Origin of the sequence: Heliomicrobium modesticaldum Ice1 (genome assembly GCF_000019165.1) — a bacterium.
GTDB lineage: Bacteria > Bacillota > Desulfitobacteriia > Heliobacteriales > Heliobacteriaceae > Heliomicrobium > Heliomicrobium modesticaldum.
In genome coordinates this window covers 197706-216733 of the sequence record NC_010337.2, presented here as the reverse complement: position 1 = coordinate 216733, position 19028 = coordinate 197706, and the positions used below count along the sequence as shown (strand labels likewise).

19 protein-coding genes are annotated in these 19028 nt (G+C 53.6%); all 19 read left to right on the top strand.

Going from position 1 to position 19028, the window contains the following annotated elements; all coding sequences use genetic code 11:
* Positions 1–92 precede the first annotated feature (92 nt).
* The 19 genes from HM1_RS00945 (at position 93) to HM1_RS00860 (ending at position 18961) form a co-directional block, all read left to right on the top strand.
* Positions 93–4676 (top strand): S-layer homology domain-containing protein, encoded by a 4584-nt coding sequence (locus HM1_RS00945; RefSeq protein WP_012281375.1) that lies wholly within the window; start codon positions 93–95, stop codon positions 4674–4676.
* 35 nt (positions 4677–4711) lie between these two features.
* Positions 4712–5272, top strand: coding sequence for a YodL domain-containing protein (locus tag HM1_RS00940; RefSeq protein WP_012281374.1), 561 nt, complete (start codon positions 4712–4714; stop codon positions 5270–5272).
* A 65-nt stretch (positions 5273–5337) separates the two neighbouring features.
* Positions 5338–5724: a SpoVG family protein gene (locus HM1_RS00935; protein WP_012281373.1), complete on the top strand. Its 387-nt coding sequence runs from the start codon at positions 5338–5340 to the stop codon at positions 5722–5724.
* A 47-nt stretch (positions 5725–5771) separates the two neighbouring features.
* The gene (locus HM1_RS00930) at positions 5772–5990 is read left to right on the top strand and encodes a hypothetical protein (RefSeq protein ID WP_012281372.1); all 219 of its coding nucleotides are present in this window, start codon (positions 5772–5774) and stop codon (positions 5988–5990) included.
* Between the two features lie 41 nt (positions 5991–6031).
* Positions 6032–6412, top strand: coding sequence for a hypothetical protein (locus tag HM1_RS00925; protein WP_012281371.1), 381 nt, complete (start codon positions 6032–6034; stop codon positions 6410–6412).
* Positions 6413–6524: 112 nt separating this feature from the next.
* Positions 6525–6755 carry a DUF6133 family protein gene (locus HM1_RS00920; RefSeq protein WP_012281370.1) on the top strand — a complete coding sequence of 77 codons (231 nt, stop codon included), beginning with the start codon at positions 6525–6527 and terminating at the stop codon, positions 6753–6755.
* Positions 6745–7206 (top strand): prepilin peptidase, encoded by a 462-nt coding sequence (locus tag HM1_RS00915; protein WP_012281369.1) that lies wholly within the window; start codon positions 6745–6747, stop codon positions 7204–7206. The genes HM1_RS00920 and HM1_RS00915 overlap by 11 nt, the downstream gene beginning before the upstream one ends.
* On the top strand, positions 7203–8015 hold the full coding sequence (gene cpaB, locus HM1_RS00910; RefSeq protein ID WP_012281368.1) for a Flp pilus assembly protein CpaB: 813 nt from the start codon (positions 7203–7205) through the stop codon (positions 8013–8015). Before HM1_RS00915 ends, cpaB begins: the two co-directional genes overlap by 4 nt.
* A 2-nt stretch (positions 8016–8017) precedes the next feature.
* Complete coding sequence (locus HM1_RS00905) at positions 8018–8833, top strand: AAA family ATPase (protein WP_012281367.1); 816 nt, start codon at positions 8018–8020, stop codon at positions 8831–8833.
* The gene (locus HM1_RS00900) at positions 8830–10281 is read left to right on the top strand and encodes a type II/IV secretion system ATPase subunit (RefSeq protein WP_012281366.1); all 1452 of its coding nucleotides are present in this window, start codon (positions 8830–8832) and stop codon (positions 10279–10281) included. The genes HM1_RS00905 and HM1_RS00900 overlap by 4 nt, the downstream gene beginning before the upstream one ends.
* A complete protein-coding gene (locus HM1_RS00895) occupies positions 10278–11207 on the top strand; it encodes a type II secretion system F family protein (RefSeq protein WP_012281365.1) in 930 nt (309 codons plus the stop codon). The genes HM1_RS00900 and HM1_RS00895 overlap by 4 nt, the downstream gene beginning before the upstream one ends.
* Positions 11208–11213: 6 nt before the next feature.
* Positions 11214–12086: a hypothetical protein gene (locus HM1_RS00890; protein ID WP_012281364.1), complete on the top strand. Its 873-nt coding sequence runs from the start codon at positions 11214–11216 to the stop codon at positions 12084–12086.
* A gap of 112 nt (positions 12087–12198) precedes the next feature.
* A complete protein-coding gene (locus HM1_RS00885; protein WP_012281362.1) occupies positions 12199–12594 on the top strand; it encodes a DUF4320 family protein in 396 nt (131 codons plus the stop codon).
* On the top strand, positions 12591–13142 hold the full coding sequence (locus tag HM1_RS00880) for a hypothetical protein (protein ID WP_012281361.1): 552 nt from the start codon (positions 12591–12593) through the stop codon (positions 13140–13142). The genes HM1_RS00885 and HM1_RS00880 overlap by 4 nt, the downstream gene beginning before the upstream one ends.
* A gap of 92 nt (positions 13143–13234) precedes the next feature.
* Positions 13235–13789 carry a DUF6550 family protein gene (locus HM1_RS00875; RefSeq protein WP_012281360.1) on the top strand — a complete coding sequence of 185 codons (555 nt, stop codon included), beginning with the start codon at positions 13235–13237 and terminating at the stop codon, positions 13787–13789.
* A gap of 75 nt (positions 13790–13864) precedes the next feature.
* Positions 13865–15553, top strand: a complete 1689-nt coding sequence (locus HM1_RS00870; RefSeq protein ID WP_012281359.1) for a DUF8193 domain-containing protein — start codon at positions 13865–13867, stop codon at positions 15551–15553.
* A 139-nt stretch (positions 15554–15692) separates the two neighbouring features.
* Positions 15693–16958, top strand: coding sequence for a tyrosine-type recombinase/integrase (locus HM1_RS14980; RefSeq protein WP_012281358.1), 1266 nt, complete (start codon positions 15693–15695; stop codon positions 16956–16958).
* Positions 16942–17922, top strand: a complete 981-nt coding sequence (locus tag HM1_RS00865; protein WP_012281357.1) for a tyrosine-type recombinase/integrase — start codon at positions 16942–16944, stop codon at positions 17920–17922. The genes HM1_RS14980 and HM1_RS00865 overlap by 17 nt, the downstream gene beginning before the upstream one ends.
* Positions 17912–18961, top strand: coding sequence for a tyrosine-type recombinase/integrase (locus HM1_RS00860; RefSeq protein WP_012281356.1), 1050 nt, complete (start codon positions 17912–17914; stop codon positions 18959–18961). The genes HM1_RS00865 and HM1_RS00860 overlap by 11 nt, the downstream gene beginning before the upstream one ends.
* The last annotated feature ends 67 nt before the right edge of the window (positions 18962–19028 follow it).

Below are 19028 nucleotides of genomic sequence, written 5' to 3'. Positions count from 1 at the left end.
TGTTGCAAGCATGGAACGGAGCCGGGGGACCCGAAGCGAGACCACGGCTTTTTGAATCCATAAAAAAACGAACAGAAAGGATTGAAAACCACATGAAACAGAAAGGCAGGAGAATCTGCGTCCTTGCCCTTGTTCTGTCCTTGCTGCTCTGCGGCAGCGCATACGCCGCGGCGGTCCTGTTCCCCGACATCAAGGGACATTGGGCGGAACAGACCATCATCGAGCTTGCGGAAAAAGGCGTGATCAAGGGCTACCCTGACGGAACGGTCAGGCCGGACGCCACCATCACCAGAGGTGAATTTATCGCCCTGCTGGCCAGGAATCACAAGGTGGACACGGCAGCAGCAGGGAGAGAGCCGCCCACCTTTGACGACATTGCCGGCCACTGGTCGGAGAAAAACATCGAGGCCCTTGTAGACCGGGGCATCCTCGACCCGGCGGATTATGGCGGCGGCTTAAAACCCGATGAACCGATTACCCGCATTGAAATCATCCGAATGCTGGTGCGGGCAATCGGCAAAGGGGAAGAAGCAAAACAGACCACGGACAACACCGGCTTTGCGGACGACAAGTCCATCAAAAGCTCCGACAAAGGCTATGTCAACATCGCAATCCGGTACGATCTGGTCAAAGGCTATCCCGACAACACCATCCGTCCGGAGGGCAAAACCACAAGAGCCGAAGCCTTTACATTGCTTGTGCGGCAGGATGAAGTACTGGAAAAAATCAGAAAAAAGGCAGAAAAGGAGGGCGAAAAGAAACCGCCCTCCGGCAGTTCGGGCGGAGGCTCCGCCAGTTATCCCAGGGCACAGGTTGCATTTGAACTGCCTGCCGCGGCGCACACCGATACAAGCATCACCGTAACGCCTGTCCTTAAATACGCCAAGACGCTCGCTTGGTCGCTCGCAAAAGAAGCCGCGGACGGCAGCGCGCAGCCCCTTGACCTTGCGGAAGCCGTGTCCGGTTCCCTGGATAAAGAGGGCGGCACCATTGTATTCAAGGAAAGCGGCAGCTATACATTGACCGCCTCCGCCACCAATTACGATGGCAAAACGACAAGCTGCTCACAGCATATCACGGTCTATCCGGTGGTGGGCATAGCCTTTGAGCTGCCGCAGCACACCCACACGGATAAAACAGTTTCTATCGAGGTGGCCACCACCGGGCTTGGAAATCTCGACATCGTGTGGTCAGCCACCAAAGACGGCGAGGCTGTGGCATGGGACACGGCTATCGACGGCGACCTCTCCAACGAAGGCGGTACAATCACCTTCAAGGAAAAAGGCGGCTATGGCATCACAGCCACCGTCACCGACGATACGGGGCGCAGCTTTAGCCATTCCTCCTCCATCACGGTCTATCCCGTGGCAAGCGTAGACTTCGAACTCCCCGAAAAAGCGCACACCGATACAACCATTGACCTCATCACAACCCTGTCTGAAATGGACGGCCTCTCTATCAATTGGGGTCTCACCCGAAACGGCGAGGTAGTAGCCATCGGCGATTACCTTGAGGGAGAATTGACGAACGCCGGCGGCGCAATCCGGTTCAAAGAAAAAGGTGTGTACGCTTTAACCGCAACGGTTACCGATGCCACCGGCAGAGAGTATGCAGCCACGTCGGAAACCACGGTGTATCCTGTTGGGGTAGCCGGTTTCTATCTGCCGGAAATAACCCACACGGACAAGGTTGTGACTGTAAAAGCCAGCTTTGAAAACATCGACGCCGCCACAGCGGTCTGGACGCTGACCAGGAACGGCGCACCGGTCACCCTTGGCGACTACGTTGAGGGAACATTGACCAGCAACGGCGGCAGCATCCGATTCAAGGATAAGGGCGAATATATCCTGGCCGCCGCCTTTACCGATCCGGCAGGCAGAACCTACGGCTACTCCTTGCCGGTCACCGTTTATCCCGTTCCAAGCCTTTCGTTTCAGCTTCCGGCCACAGCGCACACCGACAGTGATATCAAGGTAGATACCACATCCGCCGAGCTGGATGGACTGACGGTAGAGTGGCTGGTGGACAACACCTACGGCTTCCAGGATTGGGCCACCTATGTGGACGGCAAATTAGACAATGATGGGGGCACAATCCGCTTCAAGCACGCCGGTGTTTACGAGCTGGTAGCCAGAACGACAGACGCCGCCGGGCGGGTGTTCCTCTTTGAAAACGGGAGCAAGACCGAGGTGCATCCTGTGCTGAACATCCGGTTCAGCTTGCCGGAGGCAACCTATCCCGACCGGACAATCGACTTAAGGACCAGCGGCAATATAGGCGTCCTGCCGGTAGAATGGAGCGTATCCAAGGATGGAATAGCCGTACCCTTTGACGCCTGTGTGGAAGGCGCCCTCAACGCGCAGGGAGGAAAAATCCGTTTTACCCAAGCGGGTCAATATACCCTGACCGCTTCAATGACCGACGCCCTTGGCAGAACCTTCTCCTATACGGATTCTGTCGCGGTCTATCCCATACCTGAAATCCAGTTGGCATTGCCGCAGACCGCGTATGTGGGAGAAGCCGCCGCGGCGGCCGTCAGCGGAAGCGACTTGAAAAACCTCGCCGCCGCCTGGACCATATCGGCAAGCGGCGGCGACAGCAAGCCTTACACGGACTATGCCAGCGGAGATCTGTCCAATCTGGGCGGAAGCGTTACCTTTAAAACGAAGGGCGACTATGTGCTGACCGTCACTATGACGGACGAACTTGGCAGAGCCTTCTCCCAAAGCAAAGCCATTACCGTCTACCCCATACCGGAAATACAGCTAACGCTGCCGCAGGTTGGCTACGCGGGAGAAACCACTTCGGTGTCCGTGAGCGGAAATGATCTTGAAAACCTAAATGCTTCATGGACAATCTCAAAAGACGGCGGTGAGGCTAAAGCTTACACCGATTACGCTGGCGGCAGCCTGACCAACGAGGGCGGCAGCATTACCTTTAAAGCCAAAGGCAGTTATCTCCTCACTGTCACCATGACCGACACCCTGGGAAGGAGCTTTGCAAGAAGCGAGGCAATCACCATCTATCCCATACCGGAAATCCAGTTAAATCTCCCGCAGGTTGGCTATGTGGGAGAAGCGGCCTCCGTGTCGGTAAGCGGAAGCGAGCTTGACAACCTTACCGCCTCATGGTCTATTTCCAAAGACGGCGGCGACAGCAAACCGTACGCCGAGTACGCCGGCGGCAGCCTTTCCAACGTGGGCGGCAATATTGCCTTTAAAGCAAAAGGCGGCTATGTGCTGACTGTTACCCTGACCGACGCCCTGGGCAGAACCTTCTCCCAGAGCAAAGCCGTTGCCGTTTATCCCATACCCGACATGCAAATCAGCCTGCCGCAGCTGACATACAGCGGAGAAGCCCTTCCGGTCACAGTTTCGGGCAATGAACTGGCCGGACTTAACATGGTCTGGCGCATCTCGATAGACGGAGGCGCGTTGGCGCCTTACACCCAGTACGCCGCCGGAACCCTCGGCAATAGCGGTGGAGAGGTGCGGATCAGCACGGACAAGACCATCACGGTAAAGTTTACGGCTGTCACCAATGATGAAAACGGCCGCAGCTTTACGTTTGCTTCCAACACCGCGGCTATAAAACCTATTGCGCAAATCCCATTTAGTATTCCATCCTCCGTTCATGTCGGCACAAGCTTCACTGTTGCGATGGGGAACGTTTCCGGCCTGGAGGGCAAGAGCATCACATGGTCGCTGACCAAGAACGGCGGTGCGGCAAGCTATACCGGAACCCTCACCAACGGCGGGGGCGGCATATCCATCGGCGCCACCGGAACCTACACCCTGATGGCCAGCGTCACCAATGATGTGGGTAGGACGTTCACGCACTCCGAAAACATCACCGTCACCAACACCGCCCCGAACAAGCCGACCGCCAGCGCAACGGTGACTAGAACAGCCAAAGACGGGAAGCTGCTTGTCAACTTTGCCGTATCCGCCACCGACCCCGACGGGGACGCGGTGACCTATGAATACTCCGGCCAGAGCGCGGACGGCTACTACGCGGTTGGCTCTTACACCGTCAAGGTCAGGGCAAAGGACACCTATGGCCTGTATTCCGACTGGACGACAATCAGCTTTACCGTTGCCAACTCGGAGCCAAACACGCCGGTCATCACAAGGACGCCGGATGGAAACAGCGTACCGCCCGGCACACCCGTCACCATCACCGCGTCTTCCACGGACCCGGATGGAGACGCCATCACCTACGTGTGGGAGGGCAGACCGGCTCAAACATCCACATATCCGCTGGGTAAAAATACTGTCCGTGTGAAAGCGGTGGACGCCGTCGGGGCGGAATCCCCCTGGACGGCCATCGTATTCTTTGTGGCCGATTCCACCAATGGCGGCGGCATGACCCTGACGGGTCCCGAATCCGTCATCCTGGAGGAAGGCATTGAGGGCGCGACCATCATCGAGTACACCTTCACAGTTCCCCCGGTCAGCGGCCACAGCGGAAGCGATTATGGCCGGGTGCGCGGCTACAACAAGAATACCCGCCAATGGGATCAACTGGACTACCAGACGACCACCAACGGCATCACCTTCAGTCGGACGCTGGCTCCAGGTGTCTATACCCAGTTGGAGTTCTACTACTATACCAACCATACCTGCATGTACAACAAGTCCAACATCACCTATTCGGTTAAGTATTACTTTGAATAGTGTGAACAGCGCGTTGATGAAAGGAGGGATCTCCAATGAACGGCGTCAGCATCAAAAACCACCGCGTCCTCTTCTACGGCAACACCGCGGGATACATCGAAAACGGCAGGGCAATCGTCGACCCCATGTTTCACTGCGAGGAATTAAAGGATTATCTCACAATGAAGCAGGGCCTGGAAATTGAGTGGACAAACGGCGTGTACGACCGGCTGGCCGGCGGCGGGCTTGATCCGGACGGCAACGCTCCGGTCCTGAAAAACTGCCGCATCCACCAGCTCAAGCCGGAAGTGGATGTCATGATGAAATTCATCGGCTACGATGAGCTGCTGGAGCGCTTCGGCGAGCCGAATCCGGACAACTACCGTGTAGTTTACGACGGTCAGATTGAAACCAATGACCTCGACGCCATCTATGAAAAATTCAACCTTGACCATCCGCCCGGCTATCAGGGCCATAGCCTTTCCATGTCGGACGTCATCGAGCTGTACGACCAAAACGGCAGCTCCTTCCACTACGTCGACCGCTTCGGCTTTAAGGAGATTGCGTTCCAGTCTCCCGAACAGGAGCAGCAATATGGCCAGACCATGGCCCTATAGCAAAGAGACAGCCGCGCGGCTGTCTCTTTGCGTCCAAAAACCAAACAGACAGGAGGGAAAATATTATGAAGAAAACGGAAAACACCCAGGTCGCCCCTTTGGAAAGCGCGGAGCAGCCCCTGCCCATGAAAGTGGATGTGAAGATCGGCTCCATCCGTCCGGAGGGCGCCATCCGCGCCATAGCCTCGGTCAACCTGAACGACTGCTTTGCCATCCGCAACGTTAAAATCATGGACGGCGGCAAGGGCCTGTTCGTGGCCATGCCCAGCTACAAGGCGGAGAACGGGGAATACAAGGACATCTGTTTTCCCGTGACCAAGGAATTCAGGCAGCAGCTCAACGACGCGGTCATCCTTGCCTATCAGCAGGCACTGAGCATGAGCCGGAACCAGACCCAGGGCGACCCCTCTTTCGCTTCTCCGGAGCAGACCCCCGGAATGCGGATGGGGTAAGCAAAGCAAGATCATGCCCCAATTATAGATTTACGGAGATGATGCCCATGAGCGAAGAAAAAAGCCTGTTATCCAAAGACGCCAACACCGGTCAAACCTCTTACCCGCGGCCTTCCGACGCAAAACTCCCGGAAAACTATACGATGCGCGACGGATTTTTAATCAAGGGCGGCACGCTTGTGTCCCTTGTAACTTCCGGAATTGTTGAGGCCGCGGCACGGGGCTTTCTCCATGTGGACGAAACGGAGGAATACAGAACCGGATAAAAATTTCACAGGTCGCATCCAGACACCGGAATGAATCACCGGTGTTTTTTTATTGCCTGCGCGGGGAGGTGGTAATTACGGAAGAATTGGAACTTGACCTGATCAGGGTTGTCCGCGATTCCAATCCTCTTTTCAAGTATCAACTGATTTACAAGGCCGGAAACGCCACGGGCATGGTGGGAGTGTACAGCTTTGATGAAGACTGGTACTACCTGTATAAAGAGGACAACGACAGGTACAAGGTAAAGAGGCGCAAAGACCTTGAAGGCATTCCGCCCGCCTTTACCTATAAACTGCCGCGAAGAAAGCAGAAAGAAAAACCGGCCGAACAAAAGCCCCCTGAGCAAAAAATTGCGGACGGGCCGTCTGTTTTGGAAGAAGCGCCGGAACAGGATTTCGGCATGCGGATGGGCGGCATGTAGAACCTGCCCGTTTTTCCTGTGGAAGATGTGCACGATACGGATTCACACGATGCAAATCCCCGCCATAGCGCGGAAATCTCAACGAAAATATGAATTTTGGAGGTAAATTGCCATGAGAAAAATTGCAACCAAGGTAAAGGATCAAATCACCGGCAAAGCATTGTTGGCAAAGGCTTTGCTGCGGTCTGAACGCGGTGAGAATTTTGTCGATTCGGCCATCCGCATATTAATCGCCGTGGTTATCGGCGCTCTTTTGTTGGCCGGACTGTATACCTTGTTCGGCGACACGGTGCTGCCCACCCTCAAACAGCGCATTCAGGAGATGTTCAACTATGGGGGCTGATTTCAGCGGTCTGGGTAATCCGCTATTTCTGCTCAAGGGCGGCATTTTTATCGTCCTGCTTTTGACCGCGTCCCTCATTGATGTCAGAAAGAGGATCATCCCCGACGCCATCTGCCTGGCAATCGCCCTGACGGGCTTTATCTGTTTTACGCCGGTGAAGCTGCTGGGCTGCCTTTCCGCCCTGCCGCTCCTGATTGCCGCCCTTGTTTGGGGCGGCATGGGCGGCGGCGACATCAAGCTGATGGCGGCGGCGGGCTTTGTCCTCGGCTTCAGGGGAGGTATGGCGGCCATGGTCATGGGACTTGCCGCCATGCTTCTTTTTTATGCCGGTTGCTTTATGGTGCAAAGGCTGCGCAAGAGGGACTGCCCCAGGGCGTTCCCCCTCGCGCCCTTTCTGTCCGCCGGCTGTATAGCCGCGTATTTCATATTCCAAGGAGGAATCACACTATGAGCTTTTTAAGAAACAGGACCGTTCTCGGCGTGATCTGCATCGCGCTGTCGCTTTTCATCTGCTTTGCGGTCACTCCGCTTTTCAATTCCGGCATTTCAAAAAAGACGGACATCGTCCGCGTCGCCAGGGACATCAAAGCCGGGGAGCAAATCACCAGGGACATGGTGAAAACCGTGGAGGTCGGCAGCTACAACCTGCCCGACAACGTGGTCAGAAGCCTTGACGCCGCCCTGGGCAAATATGCGGCGGCGGACATGGCGCCGGGCGACTATATCTTAAACACCAAGCTGACCGACTCGCCCGCGGCGGAAAACGCCTACCTGTACAATCTCACCGGGGAAAAGCAAGCCATGTCGGTCACCATCAAGAGCTTCAGCAACGGCCTGTCCGGCAAGCTGATCTCCGGCGACATCGTCTCGGTCATCGCGCCGGATTACAGGAAGATGGGAGCCACCGTCATTCCCCCGGAGCTGAAATATGTGGAGGTCATCGGCGTCACCGCCAGCAGCGGCTACGACACCGACACCAGCCATGGGTTGAAAAAAGAGGACGAAAAGCAGCTTCCGGCCACCGTCACCCTGCTGGTGTCTCCGGAGCAGTCCACCATCCTCGCCGGGCTGGAGGCGGACGGAAAGCTGCACCTGTCCCTGGTGTACCGGGGGAGCAAGGAAAATGCCGCGAAGTTTATCGAAGCCCAGGACAAGGCGCTTAAAACCCTGTATCCCGCTCCGGCGGGGGACGCAACGAAAGAAAACACCGGGGCCGCTCCGCCGACAGATAAATCCTCAACGGAAAGCGAGGGCGAATAACCATGCTCAACTTTATGAAAGGAAGTCTTTTTTCCAGAGACACCGGCAACCAGCCGGAGGGTCCGGCGGTGGAAAAGGATACGCAGGTGCTGGCCGTGTGGGGCAGCCCCGGATCGGGGAAAACAACCGTCAGCGTCAAGCTGGCCAAGCACCTGGCGGACAAAAAGCGCAATGTGGCGCTGCTCCTGTGCGATATGACCGCCCCCATGCTGCCCTGCGTCTGCCCGCCCTCCGACCTGGAATGCGAGAAGTCCCTGGGCAGCATCCTGGCGGCTGCCCATGTGACGGACACCCTCGTCAAACAGAACTGCGTCACCCACAAACGGTATCGCCATCTGCTCCTGATCGGCATGCTCAAGGGGGAGAATGTGTTCACCTATCCTCCCTATAGTGCCGAATTGGCAACAGAGCTGATCGACCATCTGCGGAATATCGCGCCCTATGTCATCATTGACTGCGGCAGCGCCATCGCAACAGATATCCTCTCCGCCGTTGCCTTGATGGAAGCAGACTCGGTGCTGCGGCTGGTGAACTGCGACCTGAAATCCGTCAGCTACCTGTCGAGCCAGCTTCCCCTTTTGCGGGACAACAAATGGGACGCCGACAAGCAGTACAGGGTGGCCAGCAACGTAAAGCCCCATGAGGCCAGCGAACACATCGAGCAGGTGCTGGGCAACGTGGCGTTCAAAATACCCCACTCCGGCGAGCTGGAGAGCCAGGCCATGGCCGGGGATCTGTTCCGGGACCTGACGCTCAAGGAAAGCCGCGGTTTCCGCAAAGAGATTGAAAAAATCAGCAGGGAGGTGTTCGGCGTATGAGCAAAAAGCACCGGCAAAAAGGCCGTGAAAACCCGCAAATAAAGAATCCGGGCGCTCCCCTGGCGGAAGCGCCGCAAATTGTCCGGCCCGTGAACTTGGCCGGCAGCCGCAATTTGTTCTTTGCGCCCGACGACAGCTCCAGGGATTTTGGAAGTGTTTTGCGCGAGGTGCAGGAGTACATCTCTTCGAAGTATTCCACCCTCATTATTGACGGCGGCGGGGACGAAGTCAAAACCAATGTCAAGCGGTACATCGCCAAATACATCCAGGATGGGCGCATCGCCGTAAGCGGCATGACCGAGGAGCAGCTTGTGGACGCCCTCTATACCGAGATGGCCGAGTTTTCCTTCCTCACCAAATACATCTTCGGCACGGGCATCGAGGAAATCGACATCAACGCCTGGAACGACATCGAGGTCCAGTACGGCAACGGCTCCACGGTCAAATTGGACGAACACTTTGAGTCCCCCGAACACGCCGTCAACGTGATCCGGAGAATGCTCCACGTGTCGGGCATGGTGCTGGACAACGCTAGCCCCGCCATCTTGGGGCATCTTTCCAAGAACATTCGCATCGCCGTGCTGAAAACGCCCCTGGTGGACGAGGACGTGGGTGTTTGCGCTTCCATCCGGATTGTCAATCCGCAAAGTCTCAAAAAAGAGGATTTTATCAACGGCGGCACAGCGACGGCCGAGATGCTGGACTTCCTCGCAGAGTGCCTGCGCTATGGCATTTCGGTGTGCGTGGCCGGCGCTACTTCCTCTGGAAAGACCACCGTGGCAGGCTGGCTTTTGACCACCATACCGGACAGCAAGCGCATCTTTACCATAGAAAACGGCTCCCGCGAGCTGGCGCTGGTACGGAAAAGAGACGGCAAGATAGTAAACAGCGTCATCCATACCCTGACCCGCAGCAGCGAAAACGAGAAGCAGAACATCGACCAGGACATGCTGCTGGACATGGCGCTGCGCTTTAATCCCGAAGTCATCTGCGTGGGCGAGATGCGCTCGTCGGAAGCCTACGCCGCCCAGGAGGCGGCCAGAACCGGCCACACCGTGCTGACCACCATCCACTCCAACAGCTGCGAAGCCACCTGGCGCAGGATGGTCACCCTCTGCAAGCGCAAATACGACATGGCGGACGACACCCTCATGTCCCTTGTCACCGAGGCGTTTCCCATCGTGGTGTTTACCAAGCAGCTTGAGGATAAAAAGCGCCGGATGATGGAGATCATGGAATGCGAAATCCTGCCCGACGGACAGCGGAACTTCCGTACCCTGTTCCAGTTCCAGATTGCGGAAAACCGCGTGGAGGACGGCAAATTCATCATTAAGGGACAGCACCGGCAGGTTATGGGCATTTCCACAAGCCTGCAAAAGCGCTTCCTGGAAAACGGCATGCCCCAGGAGGTGCTGGCGCAAATCACGAAAGGAGGTCTGGCCGGATGATCACGCTTCAACTCATGGCCTGCGTCGGCCTGATTGCTGGCGCCTTTATTCTGCTTGGGCTGTCGCCCGCCGAATTCACCGGCGGCCTGTTCGCCTTTCTAACCAGGCGCTCCAGGGGTATCCGGGATGAGATCAATGAGGCCGTTAAGCGTAAAAAACCGTCCTTCCTGCGCCGGGAAATCCTGGAGGCCCAGGATATCCTCGCCCTCACCGGACGAAGCGGCCGCTTCCCGCTGATCTGTGCGTCTTCGCTTTTGTTGTTCGCCGCCGGCGCAAGTATCGCCATCCTTCTGCAAAACGTGTTCCTCATCCCCGTCCTGGCGCTGGGCCTGATGTTTTTACCCTTCTGGTATGTCAGGCTGACGGCGGCCCACTACAGGAAAAACATCGCGGCGGAGCTGGAAACGGCTTTGAGCATCATCACCACGGCCTATCTGCGCAATGAGGACATCCTGACGGCGGTGGAGGAAAACATTCACTACCTGAACCCGCCGGTGCGCGGCGTGTTCGCCCAATTCCTCACTCAAATCAAGCTCATCAACCCCGATGTGAACGCGGCGCTCAAAGCAATGAAGCCCCGGATCGAAAACGAGGTGTTCCACGAATGGTGCGACGCCATCGCCGCCTGCCAGTACGACCGGAGCCTCAAGACCACCCTGACGCCCATCGTCGGCAAGCTGTCGGACATGCGGATTGTCAACGCCGAGCTGGAATACCTGGTGTTTGAACCGCGCAAGGAATTCATCATCATGGTGATCCTGGTGATGGGCAACGTCCCCGTGATGTATTTCCTCAATAAAGGCTGGTATGACACGCTGATGCACACCGCCGTGGGGCAGCTCGTCCTGGCGGTCTGTGCGGCGGCCGTTTTCATCAGCGCGGCCATCGTCATCCGGCTGACCAAGCCCATTGAGTACAGGAGGTAGCGAAATATGCCGACATTACTGTTTTTATTCGCAGCCCTGCTCGCGGCGGGGCTGTTTTTGATCCTGGCCGACGCGCTGAAGCTGCCCACCCTCGGCGCGGCCAGGGCCATGCTCAGCACCGGCAGGCGGGACAAAAAGGCCGCAAAAACCATGGAAACGTGGCTCATGTCCCTTGCGGTCAGGCTCTCGAAACACATCCCCATGGATGAGTACAAAAAGAACCGCATGAATAACATTCTCAAGGCGGCGGGCATCGGCGTAACGCCGGAGGTCTACGCCGCATACGCCATGGTCAAGGCGGGGATGATCCTTCTTAGCGCCATTCCCTGCCTGCTCCTGCTTCCGCCGCTCTCGCCGGCGCTGGTGTTCCTGGCGGTGCTGGTCTACTTCAAGGAAACCCGAAAAGCGGACGAGCAGCTGCGGGAAAAGCGGGAGCGGATCGAAAGGGAACTGCCGAGGTTTGTGGCCACCGTCGAACAGACGCTGAAAAGCAGCCGCGACGTGCTGGCGATGATGGAGAACTACAAGAAAAACGCAGGGGAGGCCTTCGCCCGCGAGCTGGACATTGTGACGGCGGACATGCGCTCCTCCTCCTACGAGGCGGCCCTCACCCGGTTCGAGGCAAGGCTCAATTCCCCCATGCTCTCGGACGTAGTCAGGGGACTGATCGGCGTCCTGCGGGGGGACGACAGCGCCGTCTATTTCCAAATGCTGGCCCATGACTTCAAGGCCCTGGAGCTGCAGCGGCTCAAGGGCCAGGCGCAGAAGATACCGTCCAAAATCCGGGTGTTCTCTTTCATCATGCTGATGTGCTTTCTGTTCACCTATCTGGCGGTCATCGCCTATGAGATCGTAAAGTCTCTGAACGCCATGTTCTGAAGGTGGGCTTTAAATCTATACCAGGAAAGGAGAACGCAATGAAAAGGATTGAGAAAATAAAGGAGCTGTTTCGGGAAAAACTCGAACCCGGACAGGAGCAGGGGGTGCGGATGTGTTAACAAAGCTGCGCGATAGCCGCGGGGAAGGATACATCGATGTGGCTGTGCTGGTGCTCTGCACCATGCTGGTCGTTGCCCTGGCCGTCAAGGTGCTTCCTGTCTACATTGCCAAAAGCCAGCTGGACACCTTTGCCGCGGAGCTGTGCCGGGAGGCGGAGATCGCAGGCCGGGTGGGCAGTGAAACCAGCCTGCGGGAGCAGGTGCTGCGGGAAAAAACAGGACTTGATCCCGTCGTCACCTGGTCAAAGACAGGCAAAATCCAGCTCAACCAGGAATTCACGGTGACCGTTACCCTGCGGAGAGATATCGGCCTCTTTGGCGGTTTCGGCTCCTTTCCCATTACGCTGACGGCAAAAGCCACGGGGAAAAGCGAGGTGTACTGGAAGTGAAAATAAGGGAAATATATGGTATAATAAGGAATAAAAAGGGATCGTCATTCCCCCTGATTGTCGCCGTGGCCCTGGTTCTGGCGATGATTTTGTGCGGCGTATCCGAATACATGCGGCTGATGATGATTGCGCAGGGTGTTCGGGACGCGGTGCAGTCCGCTGTTGTTTCGACAGTGAACGACAACTATGACGACATCTATCACGGCGTGCGGGAGGGCTACGCCGGGGGCTACCAGCTAGTGGGCGCCTCCTGGGAGGACAGCGTCGACTACGGCGATATTTACGCGTATCTTGACAAAACTCTGGGCCTGCAAAAAAGCGGCGGGTACCATGTGAAGTATGCGGGCGAGAGTGTGGAATACAAGCTCTCCGGCCTGTCGGTGGACATCCGGAACGCGCCGCTGGCTCCCTCCGATCCCGCCGGCGTGCAGGGCTTCCTGGCCGACGCGGCGATCCGGCTGGAGGTTCCGGTATCCTTCGGAGGCAAGATACTGCCGCCCATGGGGATCAATCTCCGGGTGCGGGCAAAATATATGTCTGTATTTTGACTTTTTCGCAAATACGATAGACTTCCCGAAACTTCTGTGGTAGGGTGTGGACTATAAAGAGCTATCGAAAAACCGACAAGGAGGCAATTCTTATGAGGAATATACAGGACAAGACAAAGAAACGTCTGACCATCGCCGGGCTTGGCATTGTATGCGTGGCGCTGGTTATAGCGATATCCTCTCAATTTAAAACGGAAACGCCGCCGGACGGCGGGAACGCTCCGGCGTCCATCGCCACGGTCGAGGTCAACCCAAGCGCGGATATAGGCGGCAAGGCGGGAGAAAAAGAAGTGGTCGTCCCGGCCAGCGAGCCGACTGCGGCGCCAGCCGATAACACGGCGCCTCAGACCGACCAGCCGGTGCAAAACCTGCAGCCGGAAGTCACCAAACCGCCGGAGCCGACGGAAAGCCAGAAGACCGACCCGACCCGAAAACCGAGCGGGGAAAAGGTTGACAATGTGCAAGCTACGGACCACAACAATGTGCAGAAACCGGATGCCACGCAAACCGGTGAACCAAAGGGCGGCGAGAGAAAAGACGGCAAGGTTTATCTCCCCGGCTTCGGCTGGGTAACTGAAACAGGCGGCTCAGGCACAAAAGTAGACGGTGACGGTGATATCAACAAACAGGTTGGAACGATGGATTAGCCCCCGACAATAGAATAAAACATTCCAGGGAACGCGGCAGAAATGCCGCGTTTTTTGATGTTCAAGGAGGTCTCTATGAAACGTACACTCAGCATTTTTATTGTGCTGGTCCTGCTGCTGACCGCCCTGCTTCCCCTAACCGCCTATGCCGAGGGCGAAGGAAACATAGACAATGGAAGCGGCAGCATGGGCAGCGGCACCAGCGAAAACTTCTGGAATCCCGGCGACGAGGGAGTGCGGATCACGGTGGTCAGAGCCAGTGATCACGCGGTGGTTACCATTCCCGTTGATTTTACCAACAAGCATCCCGACAACATACAGGCGCACTTCGGAAAGGTGAGCAAAATATCCTACACAAATGGTTTTTCCCTGACGCCCAGCATGCAGCAGTATACCTATGTCAATCCGGCGCAAGCGGTTCCGAGAATTATCAGCTCCGGCAGCGGTAATGCCAACATTGATGATATAAAAAGATATTTCTGTTCGGAATATACACTGATGCGGATTGCCGATGTTACCGGTTTCAATTACGACACCCTTATCAACGGTGACTACAAAATACTGTTAGAGCCAGTTGCATATATGACCTTTCAAGGCGTAAGGATTGCTGTGACTGCAACAGAAGCTGCCCTTTATGACGAGCAGCTCGGCGGCGGTTTAAGAAGCAAAATGGCTTCTCTTTCACACCAAAATCTACCACTTGCCATGTTTCTGGAAACGCCTGATCTTGGCTATCCTGCGTGGTCGGGAAGCACCACATCAAAAGCTTCCAATGCGGATATAAAGTCCTCCCTTGGCCTTGGCATCATACGGTTCAGCGAGGCGGAGCCTCCCCAGGTGAGCGGTTATGACTACACCTACCGTGTCAACACACAGGTCATCACCTCGGTTACGGTCAGCGGAGGCCAGGCCGATCCCGACCATCCTGTGACGGCGCGCTTTACCATCGGCGGCCAAACCTACACGGTGAATAATATATATTATCCCGAAGGCGACAGCCAGCTTGTGTGGGTGCGCTGGACGACACCCTCCACGCCGCAGACCATGACCATCCATGTGTCCGTCACAGGCAGGGGCAGGGCGAGCCAGGGTACCATCACCGCCAATATTGTGGACCTGTCGGGACATGAGCCGCCAAACCCCGTCGCCAACGACCGCAACGACTCCTATACCCAACCGGCCGTTCCGAACAACCCGCAGAAAACCTCCGCCACATGGGGCGTCTGGCGTCCCTGGTGGCACGCGTATTGGGTGTGGCACTCCACCGACGAGGATTCGGGGTACTGGTGTGATCACGGCTGGTGGGAGTTCGACTGGAACACTTACACCGCAAGCCTTTCGGCCTCCATGAGCGTCGTTCCGGATGCAAAAAATCCTACTGCTTCGGGCAAAACCATGAAAAGCGGGTATGGGATCAACCAGACCGTCACTGCAAATGTCAGCACCAACCAATCCTCGGCGGTGACGGCCGCGCAGACCGCCGTCACCTATTTCCCCGAATTCCGGTATCAGTCCTACTGGCGCCTGCTGGAGAGGACCGGTGGCGGCCTCGGCACCCAGTTTGAGTTTGCCAGGAACAGATATTCAACCTATAACCGGCGCACCCACTTCACGCCCATCTGGATGCCGGACGGAAGCTATACCCCCTACACCTACCTGATGGACTGCTGGACGCCCCAGGGGATGCTCAGCATGAACCTCGCCGACTCGGTGACCATCAGCGGGAACCTCTGGAGCGACTGGCATATCGCTAAACTTAGATAAATGTTTATCCGAGTAGAATAACGATAAATGGCTAAACAGAGCCAGTATCATATAGTTCTACTCGGATAAGATTATACAAATCCAAGAGTGGCAACAATTAACTTATTGAAAAAGTTAAAATGGAAAATGGAGGATTTGTATGCATGCCAAAACAATGCTCGTAAAAGAAAGCTATCTTAATGAGGAACTGGAATCATTCTTAAATCACCTCCTCGGGTTGGGATATAGCGAAAATACCGTTCAAAACTATAGATGGATCGTAAACCAATTTGAACGGTTTCTGCTTGAAAATCATTACAGGAATTATTCAAATGAAATTGCGGATCAGTTCTTATCAACTGTGTCAGAATCAAGGAGATATACTGAAAATACAGTTAGAACGCTAAAGGGGATGTTGTATCGCTTTGATGCTTTTATGAGCGGCAGAGATTTAGCTTTGCGAAGTCCGCGTGTAGTTAGGAAATGTCCTATACAATTTGAGGGAGTATTCGCAGAATACTTGGAAGACTTGAGATTGCGCAGTTATCGGGAAAGAACAGTTGAAGATCATCGACTTAATATTTTGAAAGTGTTAAAGGAATTTGATGCGAGCGGAGTAAAAAACATTGCCCATATCGTACCTGCGAACATATACAATATATTTAATGGAATTCATCGCAAAAACAGCTTTTATTCAACATTACGGCAATTTCTCCGTTTTCTTTTTAAGAATAGAGTTCTCCATGACGATTATTCTGTTCTTGTCCCTTCAGTCAGGTACTCCAGCCCTGTACCATCAATTTATACGAAATCCGAAATTACGCAGCTATTGAAAGCTATTGACACAAGCACTAAAACGGGCAAACGCAATTACGCTATCGTTATGTTGGCATTGCGACTTGGGTTACGAACTGGAGACATTGTAAACCTGAAAATTTCGGATGTAAATTTTACGAACAAAGAAATCTGCTTTATCCAAGAAAAAACGCAGCTGCCTCAGCGTTTAGTACTTTTGCCTGAAATCGAGAAATCACTATTATCATACCTTTCAACTGCAAGACCTGACTGTGATTCGCCTAATATTTTCTTGTCGCTCCTCGCTCCTTATAGACCCTTAACTCCAAGTTTAATATGGGCGCACATACACACCCACATTGAAAGTGCGGGAATTATCATAGGTGAGCGTAAAAGCGGTGCCCATTCATTGCGGATGACGCTGGCAAGCGAATTAGTTGCTGAAAAAGTACCATATGATGTGGTCAGAAAAATACTTGGACACGATGATCCTGTTTCTATCAAGCACTATGTGAAATTTGATATTGAGTCTTTGCGTTCATGTGCGATTGAAATCCCTCCGGCAACAGGGAAACATGCCGCATATATGGAAACGCGGTTAGGAGGAAAATCCAATGATATATATATTTAAGAGCGCGTTTTCCTCCGAGATGGTCCAACATTTAACGTTGCTTCATAGTGCAGGGAAGTATATCTTTCAAATCCAGAGTTCCTTGACTGATTTGGATAAATACTTGGTGACGAATGGGTTCACAAGCAAGGTTTTGGACGCAAACACCATATCCGCATGGCTAAAAACACGGGATGTCAGCATGAAAACTAAAATCAAGAATCTGTCCCATGTCAAAGGCTTTGTCAAATATCTTGCTTCATTAAAAATCGAAGCAAGCTGCCCTGAGTTGCCAAAAATGCAGCAGGAATACGTCCCGTATGTGTTTTCTGATGCAGAGATTAAACGTATAGTATCGGCCGCTGATAACTTTGAGGCACGGAACTCATTGACGCGCTCGGTGTTGGTATTTCCGGTTCTTCTTCGCATACTATACGGCTGCGGACTGCGTTTGGGAGAGGGACGCTCATTGTGCTGGACAGATGCTGACCTCGAAAACGGTGTTCTTACAATCAGAGAAGCCAAAAACTTAAAGCAAAGATTTGTTCCTATGGACGATTCCCTGACTAATTTTCTGAAAGATTACAAAAAGATGACGCATAGCGACGGTATTTGCCGCGAATATCTTTTTGAAAGCGACCTTCATCCGGGTAAGCCCTTTAAAAATAATACATTTTACGAATGGTTCACAAGGGTGCTTAAAGTCGCAGACGTTAATTACGCAAAGCTAAATAACCGAAAACGCGGGCCTTGTCCTCATTGTTTAAGGCACTGTTTTACACTAAAGTCATTCTTGAAATCAGATAACGAGGGAAGGCGGTTCGAGGATACTGCCCCATTTTTAGCGGCCTATCTTGGACATGACAGCGCAAAAGAAACCGAAGCGTATTTGCGTTCCAACCATACGGTTTATGAGCAGTCACACCAAAGGGTAAACGCTGCAATAGGAAATTTGTTCCCGGAGGTGAGCTTTGATGAAAACTAATACGCTTCTAACGGTACTAACCGATTATTTCATGTCGTATTTACCGGATGTTAAAGGGTACAGTCAAAATACAATCACTTCATATCAGTATGCCTTTCAACTGTTATATGATTTTTTGCTTGAGGAAAAAGGACTGCCTCCCGAAAAAATAACATTTAAGAGCCTTTCCTCTGAAATAATTTCAAAATATTTGACATGGCTTGAAGTCAACCGCGGCTGTTCTCCCGCAACGCGCAATCTAAGGCGTACAGCTATTTCATCGTTCTCTAAATTCGCACTGAAGAAAAACTTAGGCGAAGCGCTGCAATTCCATTCAAGCGTCGCCGAAATACCGCCGAAAAACACGCATAAGAACACGGACATAAAATATTTTACCAAAGAAGAAATTGCCATTATTCTAAATATGCCGGATACTGGACGCGCTATTGGAAAAAGGGACGTAATGCTACTTAGTTTGCTTTATGCTAGCGGTGCGCGCGCGCAAGAATTATGCGATTTGACGCTTAATGATATTTACTTGGGGAAGGAAACAAATATCCGGCTTGTCGGTAAAGGTAACAAGGCGCGTTTGGTAACAATACCACAAAACTGCGCCGTAATGCTGAAAAACTACCTTGAAAGCAGAAATTTAGATTCTTCCAGCCCTAAAGACAGATTAAAGCATATTTTTTCAAGTCAAACCAACGAAAAAATGTCTATCTCTTGTGTTGAGGAGATTGTTAAAAAATATGTCATCAAATCAAAGAAGGCGTATCCTCAACTTTTTAAGAGGAAGACATATACTCCACATTCTTTTAGACATTCCATCGCAGTCCATATGCTTGAATGTGGGGAATCGCTCGTAGTCATTAAGGCTTTTTTAGGTCACACATCAATTATGACTACGACAATCTACGCCAATGTTACGCCAGAACTGGCGAACAAATATTTAAGGGAAAGGGGGCAGGCTTTGAATGACTTAGAGTTGCAGAATCAGTATGCCGACCACCCAACGGTCGGTATGCTGCCATTTTTAAGCAAACAGCATAGAGGTAGATAGTTAATTATTATCCGAGTAAAATTTTATGACAGCAGCTTTTATTCAGCCGTTTGTCATCGTTTTACTC